The sequence below is a fragment of the Cobetia sp. MMG027 genome, assembly GCF_027947415.1.
Lineage (GTDB): Bacteria > Pseudomonadota > Gammaproteobacteria > Pseudomonadales > Halomonadaceae > Cobetia > Cobetia marina.
In genome coordinates this window covers 138,921-161,902 of sequence record NZ_JAQJIO010000006.1, presented here as the reverse complement: position 1 = coordinate 161,902, position 22,982 = coordinate 138,921, and the positions used below count along the sequence as shown (strand labels likewise).

The 22,982-nt window shown below is 63.0% G+C and carries 22 protein-coding genes; 16 read left to right on the top strand and 6 right to left on the bottom strand.

All coding sequences use genetic code 11. From position 1 onward, the window contains the following. Window positions 1-115: 115 nt before the first annotated feature. The 3 genes from PJK54_RS09935 to gpmI form a co-directional block, all read right to left on the bottom strand. Complete coding sequence (locus PJK54_RS09935; protein ID WP_271302736.1) at window positions 116-1,513, bottom strand: S41 family peptidase; 1,398 nt, start codon at window positions 1,511-1,513, stop codon at window positions 116-118. Between the two features lie 169 nt (window positions 1,514-1,682). After that, the gene (locus tag PJK54_RS09930; RefSeq protein WP_176503525.1) at window positions 1,683-2,972 is read right to left on the bottom strand and encodes a murein hydrolase activator EnvC family protein; all 1,290 of its coding nucleotides are present in this window, start codon (window positions 2,970-2,972) and stop codon (window positions 1,683-1,685) included. Next, on the bottom strand, window positions 2,965-4,527 hold the full coding sequence (gene gpmI / locus PJK54_RS09925) for a 2,3-bisphosphoglycerate-independent phosphoglycerate mutase (RefSeq protein WP_077379675.1): 1,563 nt from the start codon (window positions 4,525-4,527) through the stop codon (window positions 2,965-2,967). The genes PJK54_RS09930 and gpmI overlap by 8 nt, the downstream gene beginning before the upstream one ends. 457 nt (window positions 4,528-4,984) lie before the next feature. Between gpmI and PJK54_RS09920 the strand changes: the two genes are divergently transcribed. From PJK54_RS09920 to PJK54_RS09870, 11 genes are all read left to right on the top strand, one after another. After that, window positions 4,985-5,404: a rhodanese-like domain-containing protein gene (locus PJK54_RS09920; RefSeq protein WP_077379673.1), complete on the top strand. Its 420-nt coding sequence runs from the start codon at window positions 4,985-4,987 to the stop codon at window positions 5,402-5,404. Window positions 5,405-5,468: 64 nt separating this feature from the next. Then, window positions 5,469-5,972 (top strand): protein-export chaperone SecB, encoded by a 504-nt coding sequence (gene secB, locus PJK54_RS09915; RefSeq protein WP_077379671.1) that lies wholly within the window; start codon window positions 5,469-5,471, stop codon window positions 5,970-5,972. 194 nt (window positions 5,973-6,166) lie between these two features. Continuing rightward, on the top strand, window positions 6,167-6,913 hold the full coding sequence (locus PJK54_RS09910; RefSeq protein ID WP_084209531.1) for a 16S rRNA (uracil(1498)-N(3))-methyltransferase: 747 nt from the start codon (window positions 6,167-6,169) through the stop codon (window positions 6,911-6,913). Between the two features lie 203 nt (window positions 6,914-7,116). Further along, window positions 7,117-8,088: a glutathione synthase gene (gene gshB, locus PJK54_RS09905; protein WP_271302735.1), complete on the top strand. Its 972-nt coding sequence runs from the start codon at window positions 7,117-7,119 to the stop codon at window positions 8,086-8,088. Between the two features lie 111 nt (window positions 8,089-8,199). Next, the gene (locus PJK54_RS09900) at window positions 8,200-9,105 is read left to right on the top strand and encodes a TonB family protein (protein ID WP_077379664.1); all 906 of its coding nucleotides are present in this window, start codon (window positions 8,200-8,202) and stop codon (window positions 9,103-9,105) included. 15 nt (window positions 9,106-9,120) lie between these two features. Then, complete coding sequence (locus PJK54_RS09895) at window positions 9,121-9,678, top strand: YqgE/AlgH family protein (protein WP_077379662.1); 558 nt, start codon at window positions 9,121-9,123, stop codon at window positions 9,676-9,678. Beyond that, window positions 9,671-10,126 (top strand): Holliday junction resolvase RuvX, encoded by a 456-nt coding sequence (ruvX, locus tag PJK54_RS09890; protein WP_077379660.1) that lies wholly within the window; start codon window positions 9,671-9,673, stop codon window positions 10,124-10,126. The genes PJK54_RS09895 and ruvX overlap by 8 nt, the downstream gene beginning before the upstream one ends. Before the next feature lie 82 nt (window positions 10,127-10,208). Beyond that, window positions 10,209-10,757: a bifunctional pyr operon transcriptional regulator/uracil phosphoribosyltransferase PyrR gene (pyrR, locus tag PJK54_RS09885; RefSeq protein ID WP_127736567.1), complete on the top strand. Its 549-nt coding sequence runs from the start codon at window positions 10,209-10,211 to the stop codon at window positions 10,755-10,757. Then, window positions 10,754-11,806, top strand: coding sequence for an aspartate carbamoyltransferase catalytic subunit (locus tag PJK54_RS09880; protein ID WP_271302734.1), 1,053 nt, complete (start codon window positions 10,754-10,756; stop codon window positions 11,804-11,806). The genes pyrR and PJK54_RS09880 overlap by 4 nt, the downstream gene beginning before the upstream one ends. Then, window positions 11,803-13,068 (top strand): dihydroorotase, encoded by a 1,266-nt coding sequence (locus PJK54_RS09875; protein WP_271302733.1) that lies wholly within the window; start codon window positions 11,803-11,805, stop codon window positions 13,066-13,068. The genes PJK54_RS09880 and PJK54_RS09875 overlap by 4 nt, the downstream gene beginning before the upstream one ends. 297 nt (window positions 13,069-13,365) lie before the next feature. Beyond that, window positions 13,366-13,551, top strand: coding sequence for a tautomerase family protein (locus PJK54_RS09870; RefSeq protein ID WP_136939473.1), 186 nt, complete (start codon window positions 13,366-13,368; stop codon window positions 13,549-13,551). 236 nt (window positions 13,552-13,787) lie between these two features. Here PJK54_RS09870 and serA read toward each other — a convergent pair whose 3' ends face one another. Beyond that, window positions 13,788-15,038 carry a phosphoglycerate dehydrogenase gene (gene serA, locus PJK54_RS09865; RefSeq protein WP_077379652.1) on the bottom strand — a complete coding sequence of 417 codons (1,251 nt, stop codon included), beginning with the start codon at window positions 15,036-15,038 and terminating at the stop codon, window positions 13,788-13,790. Window positions 15,039-15,350: 312 nt separating this feature from the next. Here serA and xseB point away from each other — a divergent pair, with 312 nt between their 5' ends. The 5 genes from xseB to PJK54_RS09840 all read left to right on the top strand — a co-directional run bounded on the left by xseB (window position 15,351) and on the right by PJK54_RS09840 (window position 21,284). Continuing rightward, a complete protein-coding gene (gene xseB, locus PJK54_RS09860; protein WP_077379650.1) occupies window positions 15,351-15,635 on the top strand; it encodes an exodeoxyribonuclease VII small subunit in 285 nt (94 codons plus the stop codon). Between the two features lie 26 nt (window positions 15,636-15,661). Further along, entirely contained in the window at window positions 15,662-16,561 is a 900-nt protein-coding gene (locus PJK54_RS09855) for a polyprenyl synthetase family protein (RefSeq protein ID WP_084209853.1), read from the top strand. Window positions 16,562-16,573: 12 nt separating this feature from the next. After that, a complete protein-coding gene (gene dxs / locus PJK54_RS09850; RefSeq protein WP_271302732.1) occupies window positions 16,574-18,496 on the top strand; it encodes a 1-deoxy-D-xylulose-5-phosphate synthase in 1,923 nt (640 codons plus the stop codon). Window positions 18,497-18,683: 187 nt separating this feature from the next. Then, window positions 18,684-19,313, top strand: a complete 630-nt coding sequence (locus tag PJK54_RS09845; protein WP_271302731.1) for a glutathione S-transferase family protein — start codon at window positions 18,684-18,686, stop codon at window positions 19,311-19,313. Window positions 19,314-19,988: 675 nt separating this feature from the next. Beyond that, window positions 19,989-21,284 (top strand): DUF4172 domain-containing protein, encoded by a 1,296-nt coding sequence (locus PJK54_RS09840; protein ID WP_271302730.1) that lies wholly within the window; start codon window positions 19,989-19,991, stop codon window positions 21,282-21,284. A gap of 185 nt (window positions 21,285-21,469) precedes the next feature. Here PJK54_RS09840 and trhA read toward each other — a convergent pair whose 3' ends face one another. Further along, on the bottom strand, window positions 21,470-22,174 hold the full coding sequence (trhA, locus tag PJK54_RS09835; protein WP_271302729.1) for a PAQR family membrane homeostasis protein TrhA: 705 nt from the start codon (window positions 22,172-22,174) through the stop codon (window positions 21,470-21,472). 135 nt (window positions 22,175-22,309) lie between these two features. Further along, window positions 22,310-22,945 (bottom strand): GTP cyclohydrolase II, encoded by a 636-nt coding sequence (gene ribA, locus PJK54_RS09830; protein ID WP_077379640.1) that lies wholly within the window; start codon window positions 22,943-22,945, stop codon window positions 22,310-22,312. Window positions 22,946-22,982: the final 37 nt, after the last annotated feature.

Sequence of the window (22,982 nt, the reverse complement as noted above, 5' to 3'; positions counted from 1 at the left end):
GACAGTTAGCACGACGACAGGCCAGGCGGGAGATGGCAGACCTGCCGATTGGCGCGCGAAAGACGACACGACCCCGCCAGTTGGCGGGGTCGTGTCGTTTACGGCGAAAGAGAGACTATTGCTCCGAGGTGGCGGGAAGCGTGGCCTTGAGAGCGGCGCTGCGACCCAGCACGTTCATGCCCTTGAGCAGGTTGAGTGCTTCCCCCAGCTGGTAATCACTTTCGGCGACCACCGGGCTGTCTGGTGCCTTGCTGGAAGGCGTCGATGAGTCGCCATTGGCATTGTCGAGACGTCCGTCGAGATCCGCCTCGCGTACGCTGAAATCACGCCGCGTGTCGCGCTCCAGTCGTCCGCGCACCACCTCGACATCCGGGCGGATGCCCTCTGCCTGGATCGAGCGCCCGTTGGGCGTGAAGTAGAGTGCCGTGGTCAACTTGAGGCCGTCGCCGTTGCCCAGTGGCATCACGTTCTGTACCGAGCCCTTGCCGAAGCTCTCGGTGCCCATGATGATGGCGCGGCGCTGGTCCTGCAGGGCACCTGAGACGATTTCCGCGGCGGAGGCTGTCCCGCCGTTGATCAATACCACCAGCGGCGTATCACCGGCCGGTGTCTCGGCTCTGGCCGAGAAGGACAGCTCGCTGTCCGGCAGGCGCCCCTCGGTATAGACGATGCGGCCGCTCGTGAGGAAGAGGTCGCTTATCTCGACGGCCGCTGACAGCAGCCCCCCGGGGTTGTTGCGCAGATCCAGCACCAGACCCTTCAGCGCGACATCGCCGCTTTCCTCGCGCAGCTCCGTAAGGGCGCGTTTCGCCTCATCGCCCGTCGCGCTCTGGAACTGGCTGACGCGCAGGTAGCCATATCCCGGCTCCAGCAGGCGCTGACTGACACTGCTGCTCTTGATGATGGCCCGCTCGAGCACGACCTCGCGGGGCATGTCGGCGCCTTCCGAGAGCACCAGCAGGCGAATGGTCGATCCTTCCTCGCCACGCATCAGCTTGACGGATTCCGTCATCGACAGACCCTCCATCGGCGTGTCGTCGATCTTGAGGATCACGTCACGTGGTTGGAGGCCGGCACGTGAGGCCGGGGTGTCGTCGATGGGGGCGATGATGGTCAGCTGGCCATCCTCCTCCATGCCGACCTCGATGCCGATACCGCCGAATTCCCCATCGGTGTTCTCGCGCAGGTCCTGCCAGTCATCCTGATCCAGATACGCCGAGTGCGGATCCAGCCCTGCCAGCATGCCACGCATGGCATTCTTGAGCAGCGTGCGGTCATCCACTTCATCCACATAGGTGCGCTTGATGCGCTCGAAGACTTCGGCAAAGGTGCGCAGTTCCTCCAGCGGCAGGCCATTGGCCGATTCGCTGGAGGAGGCAGACGTGGCTCCCTGCCGCGCATCTTCAGCATGGGCCGGCACTCCGCCGCCCAGCAGAACAAGGCTCAGCGGCACGCTGACCGCCAGCTGACGCAGGCGACGCGGGGCAGGACGGAATGACGACGATGCGGACATGCGATTTCCTTCTCGACGGAGACTGGCTCGACTGATGCCGAAGCGCCTGGCAGTTCAGCCAGAGGGGAAGAGGCGACCCCGACGCTCGCAGTCACGGATGACTGCGAGCATATCCCGCCCGGGTACCTGCCGCCTAGCCTGTCGCCATGTTGCGCCATGGCTGACTGGCTCAGCGGCTCGACAGCCAGCGTTGCGGATTGACGGGCTTGCCGGCGCGGCGTACTTCGAAATAAAGCGCGGCACCGTCACGGCCACCACTGCTGCCGACACTCCCCAGCTGCTGGCCGCGTGACAGGCTGTCACCGGGGCCGACGCTGAAGCTTGCCAGATGTGCGTAGAGCGTCAGCACGTTGTCGCCGTGGTCGATGATCAACAGGTTGCCGTAGCCGCGCATCCAGTCCGCGAAGACGACACGACCGGCATGCGGCGCCGTCACAGGCGTGCCCTGGGACGCCTGGATCAGCACGCCATCACGATTGACGCCTTCTCCCCCGCCGTAGGCCGAGATGACCCGCCCGGGGGCCGGCCAGTCCATCTTGCCCATCGCACGCGTGATGCGTGTCCTGGGAGGCGGGGCACTCTTGATGGCCTTGAGGCGCTTCTCGAGCGTCTGGATCATCTGGTTGGCATGGGCGCGGTCCTGATCCAGCTCGGCGATCTTCGCCTCATGGCTGGCATAGCGGGCATCCAGGGTGCGCAGCAGAGCGGCGCGCTCATTCTGCTGGGCCATCAGTTTGCTGGCTTGCTGCTTGAGGCCTTGCTGCACCTCCTCCAGTCGTGTCTGGCGTGCCAGCAGACTGGCGCGGGTACTGGCCAGTGAGGCATCCAGTCTGGCGAGGCGCTCAAGCGCCTGCCGGCGCGAATCGCTCAAGTGATTCAGATAGACCTGCAGGCGTTCGAGACGCGCCGGATCATCCTGATTGAGCAGCAGCTTCAATTCGGGTTGGCGACCCAGCCGATACAGGGCGGCCATCTCCTCGGCCACGGCAGCCTTCTGCGCCGTCTGCTGCTGGATGAGGGTCTCACGCTGGCGCGTGAGCCTGGTCAGTTGCTGCGTGATGTCGTCGCGCTCATCCTCGAGTCTGCCGGTCTGCTGGCGAGTCTCGTTGAGCTGGCGCTCGATCTTCTCCAGGCCATTGCGCGTATCGCTGCGCCGCGCGGCAGTGGCCTTCAGCTCGCCCTGCATCGCCTGTATCTCGTGTTTGAGACGCTTGAGGTCGGCTTCGGAGGCTTGCTTCTTCTGGGTCAGGGTCGCGCTGCTGTCCGCGGCCAGTGCCGAGGGGGGGGCCAGCAGCGGAGTCATGAGCAGCAGGCAGGCAGACAGCACAACGCCGGAGACAGGGCTCCGGCGTTTGAAGAATCGGTAGCGCCTGCCCGGTCCGGATACCAGACAGGCATCCGGACCGGGGGAGGCGCCGGGCACGCCACTCGGCGCGCCCTGCAAGGGGCTATCAGGCACCGGCATAATCGACCAGCACGTTGCCGTCCATTTCCTCGGGGACCGCCTGCCCCATCATGGTCAGCAGGGTCGGGGCGAGGTCACACAGGCGTCCCTCGGAGGCCAGCTTGACGTCACGCTGGGTGACGTAGATCAGCGGCACTTCAAAGGTGGTGTGTGCCGTCTGCGGGTTGCCGGTCTCCGGGTGCACCATCTGCTCGGCATTGCCGTGGTCCGCGGTGATCAGGCATTCGCCACCGACCTTCTCCAGCGCCTCGACCACGCGGCCGACGCAGCCATCCAGATATTCGATCGCCTTGACGGCCGCATCGAACTTGCCGGTGTGTCCGACCATGTCACCATTGGCGTAATTGCAGACGATCAGATCATAACGGCCGGATTCGATGGCCTCGACCAGCTTGTCGGTAACCTCCCCGGCGCTCATCTCCGGCTTCTCGTCGTAGGTCTTCACGTCCTGCGGTGAAGGCACGAGGATGCGGGTCTCGCCGTCGAATTCGTCTTCGCGGCCGCCGGAGAAGAAGAAGGTCACGTGGGCGTACTTCTCCGTCTCGGCGATACGCAGCTGAGTGAGGCCGCGATTGGAGACCACTTCCCCCAGGGTATTGGGCAGGTCGGAGGGCGGGAAGGCAGCCGGCGCCGGAATGTCGGCGGCGTACTGGGTCAGCATCACCAGACCGTCATGGGCCAGCTTGGGCGGCGTGCGCTCGAAGCCGGAGAAGTCCGGCTCGACGAAGGCGCGGGTCAGCTCGCGGGCACGGTCGGCACGGAAGTTCAGGAACAGGGCAGCATCGCCTTCCTGCATGGGGACGGCGTCGCCGATACGCGTGGCGCTGACGAATTCGTCGGTCTCGTCACGCTCGTAGGCGGCGGCAAGTCCTTCCACGCCGCTGGCGGCTTCGTGGAGGCCCTGCCCTTCGGCGATCACGCGATATGCCTGTTCGACACGGTCCCAGCGGTTGTCACGGTCCATCGCGAAGTAGCGACCGACGAGGGTGGCGACACGGCCTTCCTCGAGTCCGAGACCTGCCAGGTGTTCATCGGCACGCGCGATGGATGCCTCGGCGCTCTTGGGCGCGGTGTCGCGGCCATCGAGAATCGCGTGGAGGTAGATGCGCTTGGCGCCCCGCTCGGCGGCCAGATCGGCCATGGCGAGGATGTGGTCTTCATGGGAGTGCACGCCCCCGGGAGACAGCAGGCCGATCAGGTGCACGGCACGGCCAGCCGCGATGGCGGCATCGAGAGGCGCGGTCAGGACGGTGTTGTCCTTGAGGGCATTCTCGCGCACGGCCTTGGTGATGCGGGTGAAGTCCTGGTAGACGATGCGCCCGGCCCCCAGGTTCATGTGCCCGACCTCGGAATTGCCCATCTGGCCATCCGGCAGGCCGACATGGCCACCGTCGGTATGGATCAGATCGCTGGGATACTGCTGGCGCAGGCGATCCATGACCGGCGTGTTGGCGGCAAGAATGGCGTTGTCCTTCTCTTCCTCGCTGTGGCCGTAGCCATCGAGAATGATGAGGGCGACGGGACGCGGACCTTGTGCTTGAGCTGCCATGACTTCCTCGCTGTGATGACGAATGAATCCTCTGGAGCAGGACGGCAGGGGCAATCGCGCAGGGTGGCTGTCAGGCGATCACGTGCCTGTCATGTCCTGCGGGCATCCTCTGCCGTCTTCCTCATCCGGTGCGTTCACCGCTTGCTGCACGGGTGAGGCAAGATGTAGTGATAAAACTACCTGCTCATTCTGACCTCTATTAGAGAGGCGGTAAGGTGCCGAGTGCAAGTGCTGGAAGCGTATCGGCAAGATTGGATTCCCCTATCGCGGGCAAGTTCAGTGCGTCCCCGTGGCGCAGGCGAGGGCAGGGCGGCGTTACGCCTTTTTGATGCCATGTCGCGGGCATTCATGACAGGGGCTGTCATGTATAATGCTGGCTCCGTTACCTCGGGTAGCGGTCTATTTCCTTTGCCGCGTACGTACCGGCATGCACGTCACAGCGGAGTTAGCCCGTCTCATGATCGAACAGCTGCTTCAGTTCGCGCAGAATCATCCCTTGCTGGTGGGCGCCTTCGTCGCCCTGCTGGTCGCCCTCATCGTCATGGAAACCATGCGTGGCAACCACGGGGTCAGCGTCAGCGAGGCCACGCGACTGGTCAATCGCGAAGAGGGTGTCTTCATCGACATCCGCGACAGCAAGGAATACAAGGCCGGCCACATCGCCGGTGCCGTCAATGTTCCCAGCAGTCAGCTTGCCAGCGCGACCACGCCGCTGGACAAGTACAAGGACCGTCCGGTGATCATCGTCTGCAAGCATGGTCAGACCGCTGGACCGCTGGTGGCGCGCCTGGAGAAGGCCGGCTTCAAGCAGGCGGTCAAGCTCAAGGGTGGCATGGGTCAGTGGGAAGCCGACAGTCTGCCGGTCGTGACTCGCTGAGCGACCTGCGGGAAGCAGGCCGATGGCCCAACAATAATTCTCCGTACATTCAAGGATATGTCTCATGGCTGAAGAACAGAACGCACAGGCGGCACAGGGTGCCGAACAGGCTCAGGATCAGCTCCAGTTCGCCCTGCAGCGCATCTATGTGAAGGACGTGTCCTTCGAAGCGCCGAATTCTCCGGCGGTCTTCTCCCAGCCGTTCCAGCCGAAGGTCAGCCTGGAACTGGATACCGAGCACCAGCAGGTCGGTGAAGAGCTCTTCGAGGTGTCCATCAAGGTCACCGCCCAGGTCTCCAACGGTGAAGATCAGACCACCGCCTTCCTGGCCGAGGTCGAGCAGGCCGGTCTGTTCCGCATCGCCGGTCTGTCCGCCGAGCAGCTGGATCACACCCTGGGGGCCTTCTGCCCGAACGTGCTGTTCCCGTACGCGCGTGAAGCCGTCGACAATCTGGTCAATCGTGGCAGCTTCCCTCCGCTGATGCTGGCACCGGTCAACTTCGAAGCCATGTACGCTCAGCGCAAGCAGCGTGAAGCGCAACAGGCGGGTGAAGCCACCGCTCACTGATCCGTGAGACGGCCAGCAATGGCCGTGAGATGGCAATGACAGTGACGGGCCCCAGTGGCCCGTCACTGCGTTGGTGGCCACCATGATGGCCGTGCTTTCCTGAACCTATTTCTCTTTCCCTTTCATCTTCGTGTCGGCGTGCTGAGTGTCTCTCATGGCGCTGCCGCGCGGCGCATTGCTCGCGAGACTTTCCCATGGCCATTCGTCTGCACTGTCCCGATCTTGATCTCCATGTCAGCGCCGGGGCGACCTTTGCACTGCCCGAGGGGCCTGCACGCCATCTCGGTCTGGTGTTGCGGGCCCGGGTGGGCAGCGAAGCACAGCTGTTCGATGGACACGGGCAGGAAGTGCGCGTGTCGCTCGAGGAGGTGTCCCGCAAGGGGGTCAGCGTGCGGGTGATCGAGGCGGTCGCCAACGACAGCGAGTCGCCACTGGCGGTGCATCTGGGCCAGGCGATCTCCAAGGGCGATCGCATGGATTACGCCATCCAGAAGGCCTGTGAGCTCGGGGTCGCTGCCATCACCCCGCTTTACACCGCGCGTGGCGACGTCAAGCTCAAGGGCGAGCGCGCCGACAAGAAACTCGCGCATTGGCAGGGCGTGGCGGCAAGCGCCTGCGAGCAGTGCGGTCGCAGCGTGGTGCCGGTGGTGCATGCGCCGATTCCCATGGCCCAGTGGCTGGACGAGCGCGATGAGCCACTTCGCCTGATATTGCAGCCGGGCGGTGCCGAGGCGCTGAATGCCGCCGAGAGCGAGGGCGGCGTGACGCGTGCCAGCCTGCTGATCGGCCCTGAGGGCGGCTTCACGCCGGAAGAAGTCACCCAGGCGGCTGGCGCGGGGTGTGACGTCCTGGGGCTGGGCCCACGGATACTGCGTACCGAGACGGCGCCGGTGGTCGCGCTGACGCTGTTGCAGCAGCGCTTCGGCGATCTGCCGCGCTAGGCAGGATGACACCAGCATTGTTGAAGCCCCGGCAACACTGCGTGAGGCCTTGAGCGTCCTCATGTCAGTGGTGGGCAGCGTGGTGCTGCTGCATACTTGTCCCATCTTCCCGCGCAACCCGTTTCGGGGTATCGCGCCGGGTAACATCCGCTTTTCTCATTGCCGGCCGGCTGGGTCGGCAGTGTCGTCAGAAGGTTGCCTCGATGACTGCTCGCAAGCTCAAGATCGGCGTGGTGATGGACCCGATGTCCAGCGTCACCTACAAGAAGGACACCACCCTGGCCATGCTGTGGGCCGCCGCCCAGCGTGGCTGGTCGCTGCATTACCTGGAGCAGGAAGACCTTTATCTCGAGAATGGCCGTGCGATGGGGCGGATGCGGGATCTTGAGGTCTATCGGGATCCTGATCACTTCTATCAGCTGGGCGAGGTCGTCGCGACGCCGCTGGCCGAGCTTGACGTGATTCTGATGCGCAAGGACCCGCCCGTCGACGAGCACTTCCTGAACGCGGTCCACCTGCTGGGCTTCGCCGAACGTGAAGGCGTGCTGGTCGTCAATCCGACGGCCGCGCTGTTGACCTGCAACGAGAAGCTGTTCGCGCAGCAGTTCACCCAGTGCATTCCGCCGACGACCGTCTCGGCCAATGACAAGGTGTTGCGCGCCTTCCACGCGGAGCATGGCAATGTCATCTTCAAGCCGCTCGATGGCATGGGCGGCAGCGGTATCTTCCACGTCGCCGAAGATGGTCGCAATCTGGGATCGGTAATCGAGCAGCTGACCCTGCGTGGCCAGCGTCAGATCATGGCACAGCGTTATGTGCCGGAGATCAGTGCCGGCGATACCCGCATCCTGCTGGTCGATGGTGAGCCGGTGCCGTTCGGTCTGGCGCGCATTCCCAGCGCCGGAGAAACGCGTGGCAATCTGGCGGCTGGAGGACGTGGTGAGTCGCGTGAGCTGACGGATCGCGATTACTGGCTGATCGAGCAGGTCAAGCCGGTGGTGAAGTCGCTGGGACTGATGTTCGTCGGTCTGGACGTGATCGGGGATTACATCACCGAGATCAACGTCACCAGCCCGACCTGCGTGCGTGAAATCGATGACCAGCGCGGTACGGACATCGCCGGGCTGCTGATGGATGCCATCGAGGCACGCCTCACGGCGCAGCAGTCCGCTTGATTGCCGCCGTCAATGGCGTCGGTGGCGTCAGATGGCGGCCAGCAAGTTCGCAGTAAACGGCAGGGATGCCGAAGCTGACACGACAGCGGTTTCGCAGACAGGGAGTGGGGCATGGCAGCACCCGTCGAGTGGTGGGGAGTCAACCATAGCGTGACCGATCCGATCACCTACGTGCCGGTGACCCGGATGCATCGTCGCGTGGTGGCCTGGGGCGCGGCACTGGGGGTGCATGCGGTAGTCGGCTGGTGGCTGCTGGGGAGTGGCCTGATGGTGCCCCCTCAGGTGCCGCCATTGCCTGACCCGGTGATGCTCGACGTCACGCTGGTCAGCCAGGCCAGCTCACGTGCCGTCACATCGGATGTCGTCGCCGAGCAGGATCAGCAGGCCAGTGGAAGCGGCCGTGAGGCGGCGGTGCAAGCCGGGCCAGCCAGTCAGACGCCCCCCCGGGCGGGTGAGCAGAGAGCTCCCGTCAGCGGCGAGGCCCCGGTGCCCGAGGCAGCTGCCGTGCCCCTGGTGTTGCCGGAGCGCATCCCGGAGGTCATCGCGACCCGCAATGATTCGCCACAGCAGGTCTCGCATTCCGAGATCCTGCCGGATACGCCGGACAATGAGCAGGAAGCCATCGAGCAGGATGTCGGGGCGATCCAGGCTTCGGGCCAGACCCGCGAGGTGGCCGGTGATGTGGCCTCGCGCAAGGCGGCACGCGCCTCGGCGCGGGCTCGCTACATCAATGACTGGACCGGCACGGTGCAGTCCTTCGGCAATCTCCACTATCCCGCGCCCGCCAATCTGAGCGGGGAGCTGCGCATTCGTGCCGTCGTGTTGCCCAGCGGTCAGCTTGAGTACGCGGAAGTGTTACAATCCTCGGGACATGCCGAGCTCGACCAGGCGGCTCTGGATACGGTCTATGGCGCGGCCCCCTATGCTCCCTTCGATGAGAGTCTCAGGGGCATGAGCCAACTGACCATCACCCGCATCTGGCGATTCGGCCCCGGCAACGATTCTGGCGCGCCCTGACGCCTCGGGAGGACCATGCAAAGTCTGCGAGACCATTTCCTGCTGGCGATGCCTCATCTCGATGATGACAACTTTTCCGGCTCGCTGAGTTACCTCTGTGATCATGATGAAAAGGGCACCTTGGGTGTCATCGTCAACAAGCCCATCAAGCTGACCATGCGTGGTCTGTTCGAGCAGCTCGAGATCGCGGCGGACAGCTGCGAGTGCCTGGAAGACGTCGTCTATTATGGCGGCCCCGTGCACAAGGACCGCGGCTTCATCCTGCACCGTGGCCAGGCCGCGGAATGGGATTCCAGCCTGCAGGTGACGGATGAGCTTGCCCTTACGACCTCGCTGGATATTCTCAAGGCGATCGCCGACAACAAGGGGCCGGAAGATTTCATGGTCTGCCTCGGCTGTGCTGGCTGGGAGCCTGACCAGCTGACGAATGAGCTCAAGGAGAACAGTTGGCTGATCGTCGAAGGCGACAGCGGCATTCTCTTTGATGCCGACAGCGAGTCGCGCCTTGATGCAGCGGCCCGCAAGCTGGGTGTCAACATGAGCCTGATGTCACGGGAGATCGGGCATGGCTGAGCGGGTCGTCAGCCGGACGGTACTGGCCTTCGATTTCGGTACGCGCCGTATCGGGGTGGCAGTGGGCACCGAGATGCTGGGCACGGCCTCACCGCTGGTGCCCCTGCACGTGCGTGACGGCATCCCGGACTGGAATGTGGTCACTCGTCTGATCGAGGAGTGGCAGCCGGATCTGTTCGTGGTGGGATTGCCACTGGAGCTGGACGGCACCGAAAGCCTGATGTGCAGCCGTGCCCGCAAGTTTGGCAAGCGTCTGTACGGCCGATATGGCAAGCCGCTGGAGATGTGGGATGAGCGTGGTTCCACCAAGGCGGCCAAGGGGCTGGCACGTGAACGCGGTCACCGCGGCAACTATCGTGATGATGGCGTGGATGGCCTCGCCGCTCAGCTGATACTCGAGAGCTGGTTTGCAAGCCAGCGAGGCGAGGGCGACCTTGTCGGTTACTGAATACCCCACCCGCTTCCTTCACGGAAGCGGGTTTTTTTTGTCTGTCTGCCGCCGCTGGCGGAAGTATGAGGATGCGATACCCATGCAACATTCCGAGGTACACGACGACCACGAGACGCTGCCCGATGTGGAAGCGCTTCTCGAGGCGATGACCGAAGAGCTCGAGTTGTTGTTCGAGCGTCGTGAGATCGAGCGTGAGCGGCTGATTCCTGTCGGCATTCATACCGGCGGGGTATGGATTGCCCAGGCACTGCGTGAGCGTCTGGGGCTCAGCGAAGCGTTGGCGACGCTGGACATCGGTTTCTGGCGAGATGATTTCGGGCACAAGGGGTTGCCGGACGCCGGCAAGGGCTCACAGCTGCCGGATATCGAGAATCGCGATCTTCTGCTGGTCGACGATGTGTTGATGAGTGGTCGCACCGTGCGTGCTGCGCTCAATGAACTGTTCGATTACGGGCGTCCACGACGCGTATTGCTGGCCTGTCTGCTGGAGCTGCCGGGGCGTGAACTGCCGGTTCAGCCGGATGCGCTGGGCGCCAGTCTGGCCCTGGCGCCCGGCAAGCGCATCAAGCTGGAAGGGCCGGATGCCTTGCGTCTGACGTTGGTGGATACCGGGGAGAGTGCGGCATGAACCTGTTCGATCTCACCCTGGCCAGCGCAGAGGTGCGTGCGGCCTCCCCGTCCCAGGTCCAGCTTGACGAGCAGGGGCGTCTGCGCCACTTCCTGGATATCGAAGGCTTGCCGCGTGCAGTCCTGACCGAGATTCTCGACACTGCGGATCACTTCCGCGGCATCGGTGATGCGGAGGTCAAGAAGGTGCCTCTGCTGCGGGGGCGTACGGTGGCCAATCTGTTCTTCGAGAACTCCACGCGTACCCGGGCCACCTTCGAGCTCGCCGCCAAGCGCCTGTCGGCGGATGTGCTCAACCTGGACATCAAGACGTCTTCCGCAGCCAAGGGCGAGTCACTGATGGACACGCTGGTCAATCTCGAGGCCATGCAGGCGGATGCCTTCGTGGTGCGCCATGGTGACTCGGGCGCGGCGCACTTCATCGCCAGCCAGATCACGCCCCATGTGGCGATCATCAACGCCGGTGACGGGCGTCATGCCCACCCGACCCAGGCGATGCTCGACATGCTGACCATTCGTCGCCACAAGGGCGATTTTGCCAACCTGCGCGTCGCCATCGTCGGTGACATCCTGCATTCGAGAGTCGCGCGCTCGCAGATTCTGGCACTCAACACCCTGGGGGCAGCCGAGGTGCGTGTCGTGGCCCCCAGGACACTGCTGCCTGTGGGCGTCGAGACATTGGGCTGCCAGGTGTTCACCGAGCTTGAAGCCGGGCTCAAGGATGTCGATGTCGTCATCATGTTGCGTCTGCAGAAGGAGCGCATGGATGGCGCGCTGCTGCCCTCGGAGTCGGAATACTATCGTCGCTACGGCCTGACCCGCGAAAGCCTCGCCCACGCGCATCCTGAGGCGGTAGTGATGCATCCGGGACCCATCAATCGAGGTGTCGAGATCGAATCCGCCGTCGCGGATGGTCCGCGCTCGCTGATCCTCGATCAGGTCACCAATGGCATCGCCGTCCGGATGGCGGTGCTGTCGATGGCGGTATCAGGCCAGATGAAGGCGCGCGCTGAGCGCAGAAATGAACGTTCTCGAGGAGCTGGAGCATGAAACTCAGTCTCATCAATGCTCGGGTCATCGACCCCTCCATTGGCCGCGATGGCCAGTATGACCTGCACCTCGAAGAGGGACGTCTGGTCGCGATCGGTGCGCCTCCGCGTGACTTCGTCGCGGATGAGCAGCAGGATCTCTCGGGCAAGCTTGTCGTGCCGGCCTTCGCTGACCTGGGGGCCCATCTGCGTGATCCCGGACCGCGCTACAAGGGCAGTCTGGCCAGTGAATCGGCCGCGGCACTGGCAGGGGGATACAGCGTCATCCTGCCTCGTCCGGATACCAGTCCGGTGCTCGACAGTGCCTCTCACGTGCGCACCCTGCTCGATCGCGCTCGCGATGTGGCAGGTGTCAGGGTGGCCCCCCTGGGAGCGCTGACCCAGGGGCTGGAAGGGGAGCTGCTCGCCAACATGGCCGCACTCAAGTCCGCCGGTTGTGTCGCCTTGACCAACCTGCGCAGGCCGATCCGTGATCTTGGTGTGCTGCGACGTTGTCTGGAATATGCGCGCACCTTCGATATCACGGTGGTCTTCCAGGCACAGGAAGCCACCTTGGCGGGTCAGGGATGTGCGCACGAGGGGGCCATCGCGTCACGCCTCGGATTGGCAGGAATTCCCGAATCGGCAGAGACCATCGCGCTGACCCAATGGCTGCTGCTGATCGAGCAGACCGGCGTGAGGGCGCATGTCTCGCTGCTTTCCAGTGCTCGCGCGGTGGAGCTGGTGCGTGATGCCAAGGCCCGAGGGCTGGATATCACCGCGGATGTCTCGATCGCCCAGTTGCATTGGACCGATGAGCAGCTGGAAGGCTTTGATGCCAACTTCCATCTTCAGCCGCCTCTGCGCAGTGCCGACGATCGTGAGGCACTTCGTGCCGCTGTCGCAGATGGCACCATCGATGCGATCGTCAGTGACCATCTGCCACATGAGGCGGCCGCGAAATGTGCGCCTTTCGCGGTCTCCGAGCCCGGCATGACCAGTCTGGAAACCGTGCTGCCGCTTGGTCTGGCGCTGGTCAAGGCCGAGATGATCAAGCTGCCGCGCCTGATCGAGACCCTGACGTTCAGCGCCCGGCGCTTCGGGCTCAAGGGGGGCATGCTGAAGGAAGGTGAGTATTGTGATCTCGCGGTGATTGATATGGAGCAGAAATGGCGTGTCTCCAGCGAGACGCTGGCAAGTGCTGGACATAATACGCCACTGCTCGGCATGCAGTTGACCGGGCGTGTCGAACGCGTGCTGTTGGGCGATACGCGCTACGCTTGAAAGATGTTTCACGTGGAACATCCATGCTTCACCAGGAGGCCGGTCTCTTGAGGTCAGTCTCTGGGTGGCTGGTTACAACTTGCTGATAAGTCAGCGATTTCATGGCTTGTGGTGCTGGGGAGCTATTGGTTGCTTCGCAGAGAAGCCAGTGCCGACCTGGGCAACATGTCCGCCACGATCAGCAGATGTTTCACGTGGAACATCGATGCCCGGCATCACGCCACATGGCTAGCATGTCGTTGCGCGAGCCTCGAGTGCTGGAAAAGAGAATGTTGGAATATATAGGAAGTCGAAAGCATGCCCATGATTCGTGCGGAATTCATCAGCGGCAAGACAGAGGCACAGAAACGGGAACTGGTCGAAGCCTTGACCCGTGAGACGGCTCGCGTACTGGAGGTGCGCAAGGAGTCGGTATGGGTCGTACTGCAGGAAGTCGAGCCGGAAAACTGGGCGGTTGCGGGTACGCCATTGTCAGACCGCTGAGTGCAATGGCCGCGATGGTCACTGCTGTTCACAAGCGTCGTGTCGTGACACAAGTGATTGAATATATTTGGTTTTACCAAAAAAACGAAGATGTTCCACGTGAAACAGTCAGTGCGTCATCGCTCTCTGTACCGAGTCGTATTGAAAAAAACGCCGCAGCCTGATGGCTGCGGCGTTCTTGTATCAGCGACATCCCCACGGCCATGGTTCCGTCACTGTGACGTGCACTGTCGGATTCACCCTTCGAAATCAGCTTCCGAGTAGAGAGTACGAATGCGCAGCGTGTGGTCGACGGTCTTGAGGGCCTCGAGTGCCTTCTTGCCGTAGGCCTTGTCGACATCGATGACCACGTAACCGACAGTATTGTTGGTCTGCAGGTACTGACCGGAAATGTTGATGCCTTCCTCGGACAGTACGCGGTTGATGTGGGACATCACGCCCGGCACGTTGTCGTGGATGTGCAGCAGACGGTGCTTCTCCGGGTGGGCCGGCAGCGCGACCTCCGGGAAGTTGACGGAGCCGATGGTGGTGCCGTTGTCGGAGTAGGTCACCAGCTTCTCCGCCACTTCCACGCCAATGTTTTCCTGAGCTTCCATGGTGGAACCACCCACGTGCGGCGTCAGAATGACATTGTCGAACTCGCGAAGCGGGGAGACGAACTCTTCACCATTGCCTTTCGGTTCGACCGGGAAGACGTCGATGGCCGCGCCCAGCAGCTTGCCGCTGGAGAGGGCTTCGGCGAGGTCCTCGATCACCACGGTGGTACCGCGAGCGGCGTTGATGAAGACACTGTTCTGCTTCATCAGCGCGAACTGCTGCTTGCCCATCATCCACTTGGTGGAGGGGATTTCCGGGACGTGCAGGGTGACGATGTCAGCGCGCGCCAGCAGTTCTTCCAGGCTTGCCACCTGGCGGGCATTGCCCATGCCCAGCTTGGTGACCGCATCGTAGTAGATGACATCCAGACCGAGAGATTCGCTCAGTACGGACAGCTGCGAGCCGATGCTGCCGTAGCCGACGATGCCCAGTGTCTTGCCCCGGACTTCATGGCTGTTCTTGGCAGTTTTCATCCACTGGCCACGGTGCGCCTTGGCGCTCTTTTCCGGCACGCCACGCATCAGCATGATCGCTTCTGCCAGTACCAGCTCAGCGACGGAGCGGGTATTGGAGTAGGGCGCATTGAAGACCGGAATGCCGCGCTTGAGTGCAGCTTCCAGATCGACCTGATTGGTGCCGATGCAGAAGCAGCCGATGGCGGTGAGCTTCTCGGCAGCGCTGATCACGCGCTCGTTGAGCTGGGTGCGGGAGCGGATGCCGATGAAGTGCACATCACGGATCTTCTCGATCAGTTCGTCCTCGGCGAGCGAGGTCTGAAGCAGCTCGATGTTGGTGTAACCCGCGTTGAGGAAGTTATCCACGGCGGATTGGTGGACACCCTCGAGCAATAGAATCTTGATCTTGCTCTTGTCCAGGGACGTCTTGGCCATTGTCGAATCAACCCTCTCGCCGGTCATGCCGACGTTTCTGTTCGTTTGGTCTTTTTCATGTCCTGCTGGCGTGTCACGCCTTTAGAAAATGCCAGAAAAACAGCGGGGCGTGCTGTCAACAGGGGGGCAAAGAATATCACAGCTGGTGCGGGCCCCGGTTGAAATGTCCAATCGGTCAGCATGAAAAATGCACAGCTTGAAACGAGTGCTCACGCCGGTCTCGGGTGGGCAGCGTCACAGGGCCCATCAGGTTATACTGGCATATCACATGGACATCCCGGGTTCAGCCCGGTCTGATCAGCGAGAGCACTCATGGCCGAACAGGAAGCGCCGCAGGATTTCGCCGCCACCCTTGCGCGTCTCGAGGGATTGGTGACGCAACTGGAAGCCGGCGACATGTCGCTGGAAGCGTCATTGGGCGCTTTCGAGGAGGGAGTGCGTCTGGCACGTGAAGCACAACGACGGCTCGACGACGCCGAGCTGCGTCTGCAGGCCTTGGTCGAAGGGCCTGATGGCACGCTGGTGTCCACTGCATTCGAAGCGCCCGAGATGCCCGGCAGTTCCGTCGGTGCAGGGGATGAGGAGAACGATTGGTGATGTCAGGTGCATCGACGACGCAAGCCATGCCGTCCGCGCAGGCAAGCGAATTGATTCGTGGTGGGCAGGCGCGTAGCGAGGCCGTGCTCGAGGCATTGCTCAGTCCGGCGGGGGCGGTCAGTGATCGGCTGGAAGAGGCCATGCGTTACAGCGTACTAGGAGGTGGCAAGCGACTGCGGCCTGTCCTGTTGTACGCTGCCGGACGTGCGCTGGGAGGCGATGAGGACGAGGCAGGGCGTGCAGCGCTGGATGCCACTGCGGCCGCTCTGGAGCTTGTCCATGCCTATTCACTGGTTCACGATGACCTGCCGGCGATGGATGACGACGACCTGCGCCGTGGTCAGCCCACCGTCCATCGCGCCTTCGATGAGGCGACCGCGATTCTGGCGGGCGATGCCCTGCTGAGCCTGGCCTTCGAGGTCATTGCCGATACCGCACATGCGAGAACGCCAGCCCTGATACGCACCCTCGCGGAGGCTTCCGGTCGACGTGGCATGGTGGCGGGGCAGGCGCTGGATCTCGAGGCGGTGGGGCAGTTCCGAGAGGTCGAGGCGCTGTCACGCATGCACGCCTACAAGACTGGCGCGCTGATTCGCTCGGCTGTTCGTCTTGGCGGGCTGGTGGCGGTCGAGGAATCGGATTCGCGTCTTGAGGCTCTCGAGCGCTACGCTTCTGCCATCGGCCTGGCTTTCCAGATTCAGGATGACATCCTGGATGTGACCGGCGATACCGCCACGCTGGGCAAGACCGCCGGTGCGGATGCTGCACGCGACAAGCCGACCTACCCGTCATTGCTTGGCCTGGAAGGAGCCCGAACCCGGGCAGGTCAGTTATTGGACGAGGCCCTGGATGCCCTGGCACCGCTGGGAGAGGCCGCAGAGCCTCTCGCGGTGCTGGCGCGCTACATGATCGAGCGAGACCACTGATTCCTGACGCCTATGAAGCTGTTTGACGAGATACCTGAGGCGCGCCCCGCGACGCCATTGCTCGATGCGGTCGAGACACCAGACGCACTGCGGGCCATGAGTCCGGCACAGCTGCGCCAGCTGGCCGATGAATTGCGCGCCTTCCTGCTTTACAGCGTCGGCTGCACCGGGGGGCACTTCGGTGCCGGCCTCGGTGTCGTCGAGCTGACGGTTGCCCTGCATCATGCGCTGGAAACCCCGCGTGATCGCCTGGTGTGGGATGTCGGTCATCAGGCCTATCCCCACAAGATCCTGACCGGCCGGCGCGACGCCATGCACAGCATGCGTCAATACAACGGCCTGTCTGCCTTCCCCAAGCGCGCCGAGAGTGACTACGACACCTTCGGGGTGGGGCATTCCAGCACCTCGATCAGCGCCGCGCTGGGCATGGCACTGGGCGCGCGTACCGCGGGAGAATCCCGTCGCGCCTGTGCGGTGATCGGTGATGGCGCCCTGACGGCCGGCATGGCCTTCGAGGCGCTGGCGCATGCCGGGCACGTCAAAGCCAACCTGCTGGTCGTGCTCAACGACAACGAGATGTCGATCTCGGAAAATGTCGGCGGTCTGGCGAGCTATCTGGCGCGTATCCTGGCCAGCAAGCCCTATACCCAGATGCGCGCCAACGGCAAGAAGCTGCTGTCGCCGCTCCCGGGGGCGCTGGAGCTTGCCAAGCGTACCGAAGAGCACATGAAGGGCTTCATCAGTCCGGCGACGTTGTTCGAGGAGATGGGCTTCAATTACATCGGTCCCATCGATGGGCATGATCTGCCGGCGCTGGTCCAGACACTGCGCAACATGCGCGATCTCGAGGGCCCGCAGTTCCTGCATGTGGTGACGCGCAAGGGCAAGGGCTTCCTGCCGGCCGAGCGCGACCCCATCGGCTACCACGCGATCACCAAGCTGGAGAAGGCCTCGTCGGAGCAGGCACGGCAGGCGCCTTCCGTGACGGATGCACCGGCGCCCAGGCCGCAGAAGTACTGCAGCGTCTTCGGCAACTGGATCTGTGATGCCGCCGCGGCTGACCCTCGTGTCATCGGTGTCACGCCTGCCATGCGGGAAGGCTCGGATCTGGTGCGTTTCTCGAAGGAATATCCTGATCGCTACTATGATGTCGCCATCGCGGAGCAGCATGCCGTGACGGTGGCGGCCGGCATGGCCTGTGAAGGCATGAAGCCGGTGGTGGCGATCTATTCCACCTTCCTGCAGCGTGGCTATGATCAGTTGATCCATGATGTCGCGGTACAGAAGCTGGATGTCACCTTTGCCATCGATCGCGCGGGACTGGTGGGTGAGGATGGACCGACCCACCATGGCAGCCTCGACATGTCCTTCCTGCGTTGCGTGCCGGAGCTGGTGGTGATGGCGCCGGCGGACGAGAGCGAGTGTCGTGGCATGTTGAGTGCGGCGCTGGCACATCCCGGTCCGGCGGCCGTGCGTTATCCGCGTGGCACCGGACCCGGCGTCGCCACGGGCCATGACCTGACGCCATTGACGATCGGCAAGGGCGAATATCGTCGTCGCATCAGTGCCAGTCCCGACGTGCGTATTGCCATCGTTGCCGTAGGCAGCATGAACACGCCGGTGGCGGAGGTCGCCGAGGCGCTGGACGCGACCCACTTCAATCTGCGCTCCATCAAGCCGCTGGATCGCGAGGCCCTGCTGGAGATCGCCGACGAGCATGACCTGGTCGTCACGGTGGAGGAGAATGCCGTGGCCGGTGGTGCGGGTGCCGGCGTGGCAGAGCTCTACCTGAATGCCGGTCTCGCGCAGCCGATGCTGCTGCTGGGGCTGCCGGATGACTTCGTCGAGCATGGCAAGCCGGCAGAGCTGCTGCGTGATTGCGGGCTGGATGCGGCTGGCATTCGCGCCAGTATCGAAAGGCGTCTCGCACGCTGAAGTTGTCACCTGGCACACAGGAACGCCTGTAGATGATTCGAACATTCGAGTTGTCCACAGGCGTTTTTTCTTGCGTGAAAAACGCGCCTGATGCGCCGCACTCTGCTGGCATGATCGACGCTGGCGCGCCATGCTGGGACGGACTGCCGATCCCCTTTCGCAACGCTGCCAAGGAACGCCCGCCACGATGCTGACTCTCTACAGCTACCCCAATTCCCGCTCACTGCGGGTCGCCTGGACGCTCGAGGAACTGGGGCTCGATTACCGGATTCATAGTCTGGATCTGAAGGCCGGTGAGGGGCACAGCCCTGAATACTTGGCCATTCATCCCGATGGCAAGGCACCAGCCCTGGTGGATGGTGAGCTGGCCCTGTTCGAGTCCAGTGCCATCTGTCGCTACCTGGCGGCGCGAGAAGGGCGCCTGCTGCCACAATCGCTGGCCGGGCAGGCCCAGATGGATCAATGGCTAAGTTTCCTCACCACCGAGCTTGAGCAGCCGCTGTGGACATTGGCCAAGCACACCTTCGCGCTGCCGGAGGACCAGCGCTGTGATGCCATCAAGCAGACAGCCCAATGGGAATTCCAGCGTGCTCTCAAGGCACTTCAGCGCCGCTTCGGTGGCCAGGGCTGGCTGGTGGCCGATGAATTCAGTGTCGCCGATATCTTCCTCGCCCAGACCCTCAGCTGGGCGCAGATGGCCGGACAACCTCTGCCGGCCGTGCTTGAACAATGGGGCGAAGAGGTGCGGGCGCGTCCTGCCTGCGAGCGGGCCCGCCAGCGCGAGCAACAGGCCGCCGAGGAGCGTCAGCAACACTGAGCCCTGTTGCCGGAACCGTCATCGAACGCCGTCACAGGCCAAGCTGACGGGCTGATCTGTCCTGCATGTTCTGCAATGAAGCCATGAGAGCGCTCTGAGAGCGCGCACACGCCATGAGGCGCCATCCTGATATCAGGGTGGCGCCTTTTGCGTTTCTGGGCCTCAGAGACGCTTGCAGGGCGCCTGATGAGGTTGAGAGGTCGCCTTGCTCGTTCAGCGGCGTCAACCGTCTGGGGCGCGCCCAAGGCTGTCTGGTGGCGGGCTGACTCAGGTCGGTTAGAGGCAGGCCAGTTCGAGACAGGTCAGTTCGAGACAGTGCGGCGCGAGGCAGGCCCTCGATCGAGGGCGGGTTTCAGGCATCCGGTGGTGAATGATGCGCTGTTGAATCTTTTGCGTATCTATTAATGATTCGGTAATTGATTGTTTTCGTCATGGTGGTCAAGTGCTGATCGTGATGAGGTCGAGGGCAGCACTCATGCGATGTGAGTGGCGACATATCCGATGGAAATCATGGGGTTGAGAGGTTTATTAGATTTTCATGACATGATATTGGTCAAATCAAAAGCGATGATCGCATCTTTCCTGCTTTGCGCATCATTAAGTGATTCGATATGTGGTTTATTGCGGATCTTTTTGATAAGATGTTGGTGAAAACCTCAATGGGAATAACAACTTATGTGGATCTGGCAGCAGACTGACTGGCCACGGGGGCGGTTGGAGGTCATGCCCTTGATGGGGCAGTTGGCGGCGACCCAGGCGGTGATGTCGCCGCTGGTCGCTCAGGGACAGAATCTCTATCCCCGACAACGCCTGCGTCTCGAGGCGACGCTCCTCAGCGAAGAGATGGAAGCCAGTGCCCAGCTGTCCGGCGTGGTGCTCGGGCGGGCGGCGTTGCGTGATGCGCTGTATCAGGCGCTGGGGCTGGAGTCCGGCCATCAGGAGTCACCGCGCGGGCCGGCGCCTGGCGTCGACGTCTTCGTGGATGTGACGCTGGAAGTCGTGCGTACGGCATTCCAGCCGCTGACCCGCCAACAGGTGCTCGAGTGGCATCGGCGTCTGGGGCCTTTCCTGCCGCGCAGTAGTGGTCAGCCACTCGGTGCATGGCGCGAGGCGCGCTACGAAGCAGTCAGCGGTCGTTATGGCCTCAAGCGCTTGCGCTATCGCGCCCCGGCGGAGAACCCCGATGCGTTGGACCGGGAGCTGGATGTCTTCTGGCAGCGTCTGGCGACGGAAGAACCGGATGTGGATAACTCAGGGGTGTTGAATGCCCTGCAGCTGCATGCGCACTGGCAGGCGCTCGCACCGCTGGCCTTGGGCAACGGCTTGATCGGGCGCTTGCTGCTGATGCGCTGGCTGACACGAATCGATGCCCTGGCCGCGTTGCAGCAGCAGGGCGAGTTTGTCGGCAAGGTCGCCGAGCGCTGGGAGCCGGAAGCGCTGGAGCAACTCTGCTGGCGCCGCCAGGCACTGTTCTCGGTGGTGCTCGAGCATCAAGATGAATTGCGCGAGCTGGAGCAGCGTTATCTCGGCAAGCCCCAGACCTCGGCCAGCGGCCATCCGCTGCCGCCGCAGCTGGACCGCGCGCTCAATGGTGAGGGGGAGGATGCAGCGCCCGGTGACATGAATGTCTGGGCCGAGTGGTGGCTTTTGCGTCTGCGCGACGCCGGTCGTCGGACGGCCTTCCATTACCAGCGCGTCCAGCGTGCCGAGCGACTGTGGCTGGAGCACGCGCGTACGCCGCTGAATGCCCGCCAGCGCGAGCTGGTACTGACATTGTTGGAGCGAGACGACGAAGAGGGCGTGGGGCGCGCCGAATACCGTGCCCTGGTCGATACCTCTGACCCTACCGCCGCCCGCGATCTCGCCGATCTGACCGCCAAGCAGGTACTGGAAAGCTACGGTGTCGGGCGCGGTACCCGGTATCGCTTGCCGGTCTTCGCTCCTCAGGAAGGCAACCCCGCAGGAAGGTAGCGCCACAGGGAAATAGCTCCTCGAGAAAACAGCGCTGTGAGGGATGAGCCCTGAAGCGTCAAAAAATCGCGAAAAAAAGCGGGAAGGGTCATGACGACCCTTCCCGCTTTTTTGAGGTGGCTTGCCTGTGTTCTCAGTGCCGTGTTCTCAAGCCGGTGTGCTCAATAGCGTCGCCCCCGATGACATCACACGGAATACGGCAGCACCGCGGTATAGATGGCGAAGAAGTGGCAGGTACTGCCGCCAAGCACGAACAGGTGCCAGATGGCGTGGTGATAGCGCAGGCGCGTCATCAGAAAGAAGATCACGCCCAGGGTATAGGTGATGCCGCCGGCGACCAGCAGGATGAGCCCCGTCTCGGAGAGCTGCTCGACCAGCAGGGGTGACGCGAACACGATCAGCCAGCCCATCAATAGATAGACGGTGACGCGCAGCGCACTGAAACGCGCTGGCCAGCGCAGCTTGAGAAAGATGCCGCCCAGCGCGAGGGACCAGATGATGGCAAACAGTGTCCAGCCTGTCGGACCCCGCAGATTGACCAGCAGAAAGGGGGTATAGGTGCCAGCGATGAGCAGATAGATGGCGCAGTGGTCCATCAACTGGAAAGCGGACTTGAGGCGTGGGTGGCGGATGCCATGATAGAGCGTCGAGGCAGCGTAGAGCGCGACCAGGGTGATGCCATAGAGGCTGATGCTGATGATCTTCCAGGGATCGGCCTCTGCCGCCAGACAGGCCATCACGATCAGCACCACGGTGCCGATGAGTCCCATGACAGCGCCGAGACCGTGGCTGGCACTATGTAGCCATTCTTCAAACCGGGTATAGAGAGCGGGACGTGACGATGTCTCGGATGACGATGTCGGTGAGGGAGAGGGTGAGGGCTTGCGCATGGTGATGTCTCCGGCGCGGATTCCTCTCAAGCCTACTCTCTATAGGATGACGCCGTCATGTCACGCTCTTTCGCCGCCTTCATGGGCTCTCGATGGGCGGGAGCACATCAGTGCCCCCCTCCCGCATCTCGATCTCTACTCGCTGCGCTCGATATCCACGTCGCTGGCGTGGGTGAAGTCATCGAGTGCCATCATGTGGCCAAGCTTGCCGGCCTTGGTCGAGAGGTATTGCTCGTTGTGCGGGTTCAGACCGGTGGTGATCGGCTGACGCTCGCTGATGGTGACGCCATCGCGGGTGAGCGCATCGACCTTGCGCGGGTTGTTGGTCATCAGCTTGAGGGTGCTGACCCCGAGATGCTCCAGCATCGGGACGCAGATATCGTAGCGGCGCATGTCAGCGCCGAAGCCCAGGCGCTCATTGGCTTCGACGGTATCGGCACCGCCATCCTGCAGCTCATAGGCGCGAATCTTGTTGAGCAGGCCGATGCCGCGCCCTTCCTGACGCAGGTAGAGCAGCACGCCACGCCCTTCGGCGGCAATGCGCTTGAGCGCTTCCTGCAGCTGATAGCCGCAGTCACAGCGCATGGAGAAGAGGGCGTCGCCGGTCAGGCACTCGGAATGCACACGGCCCAGCACCGGGGCACCGTCATCGATGTCGCCCAGGGTCAGAGCGATGTGGTCCTTGCCGGTGGTTTCGTCCTCGAAACCGTGCATGGTGAAGGTCGCCCAGGGGGTTGGCAGCCGCGAGGCGGCGATGAATCGAATGGTCACTGTTCACCTCGAACGCCCGAACAATCGCCGGGCTGAA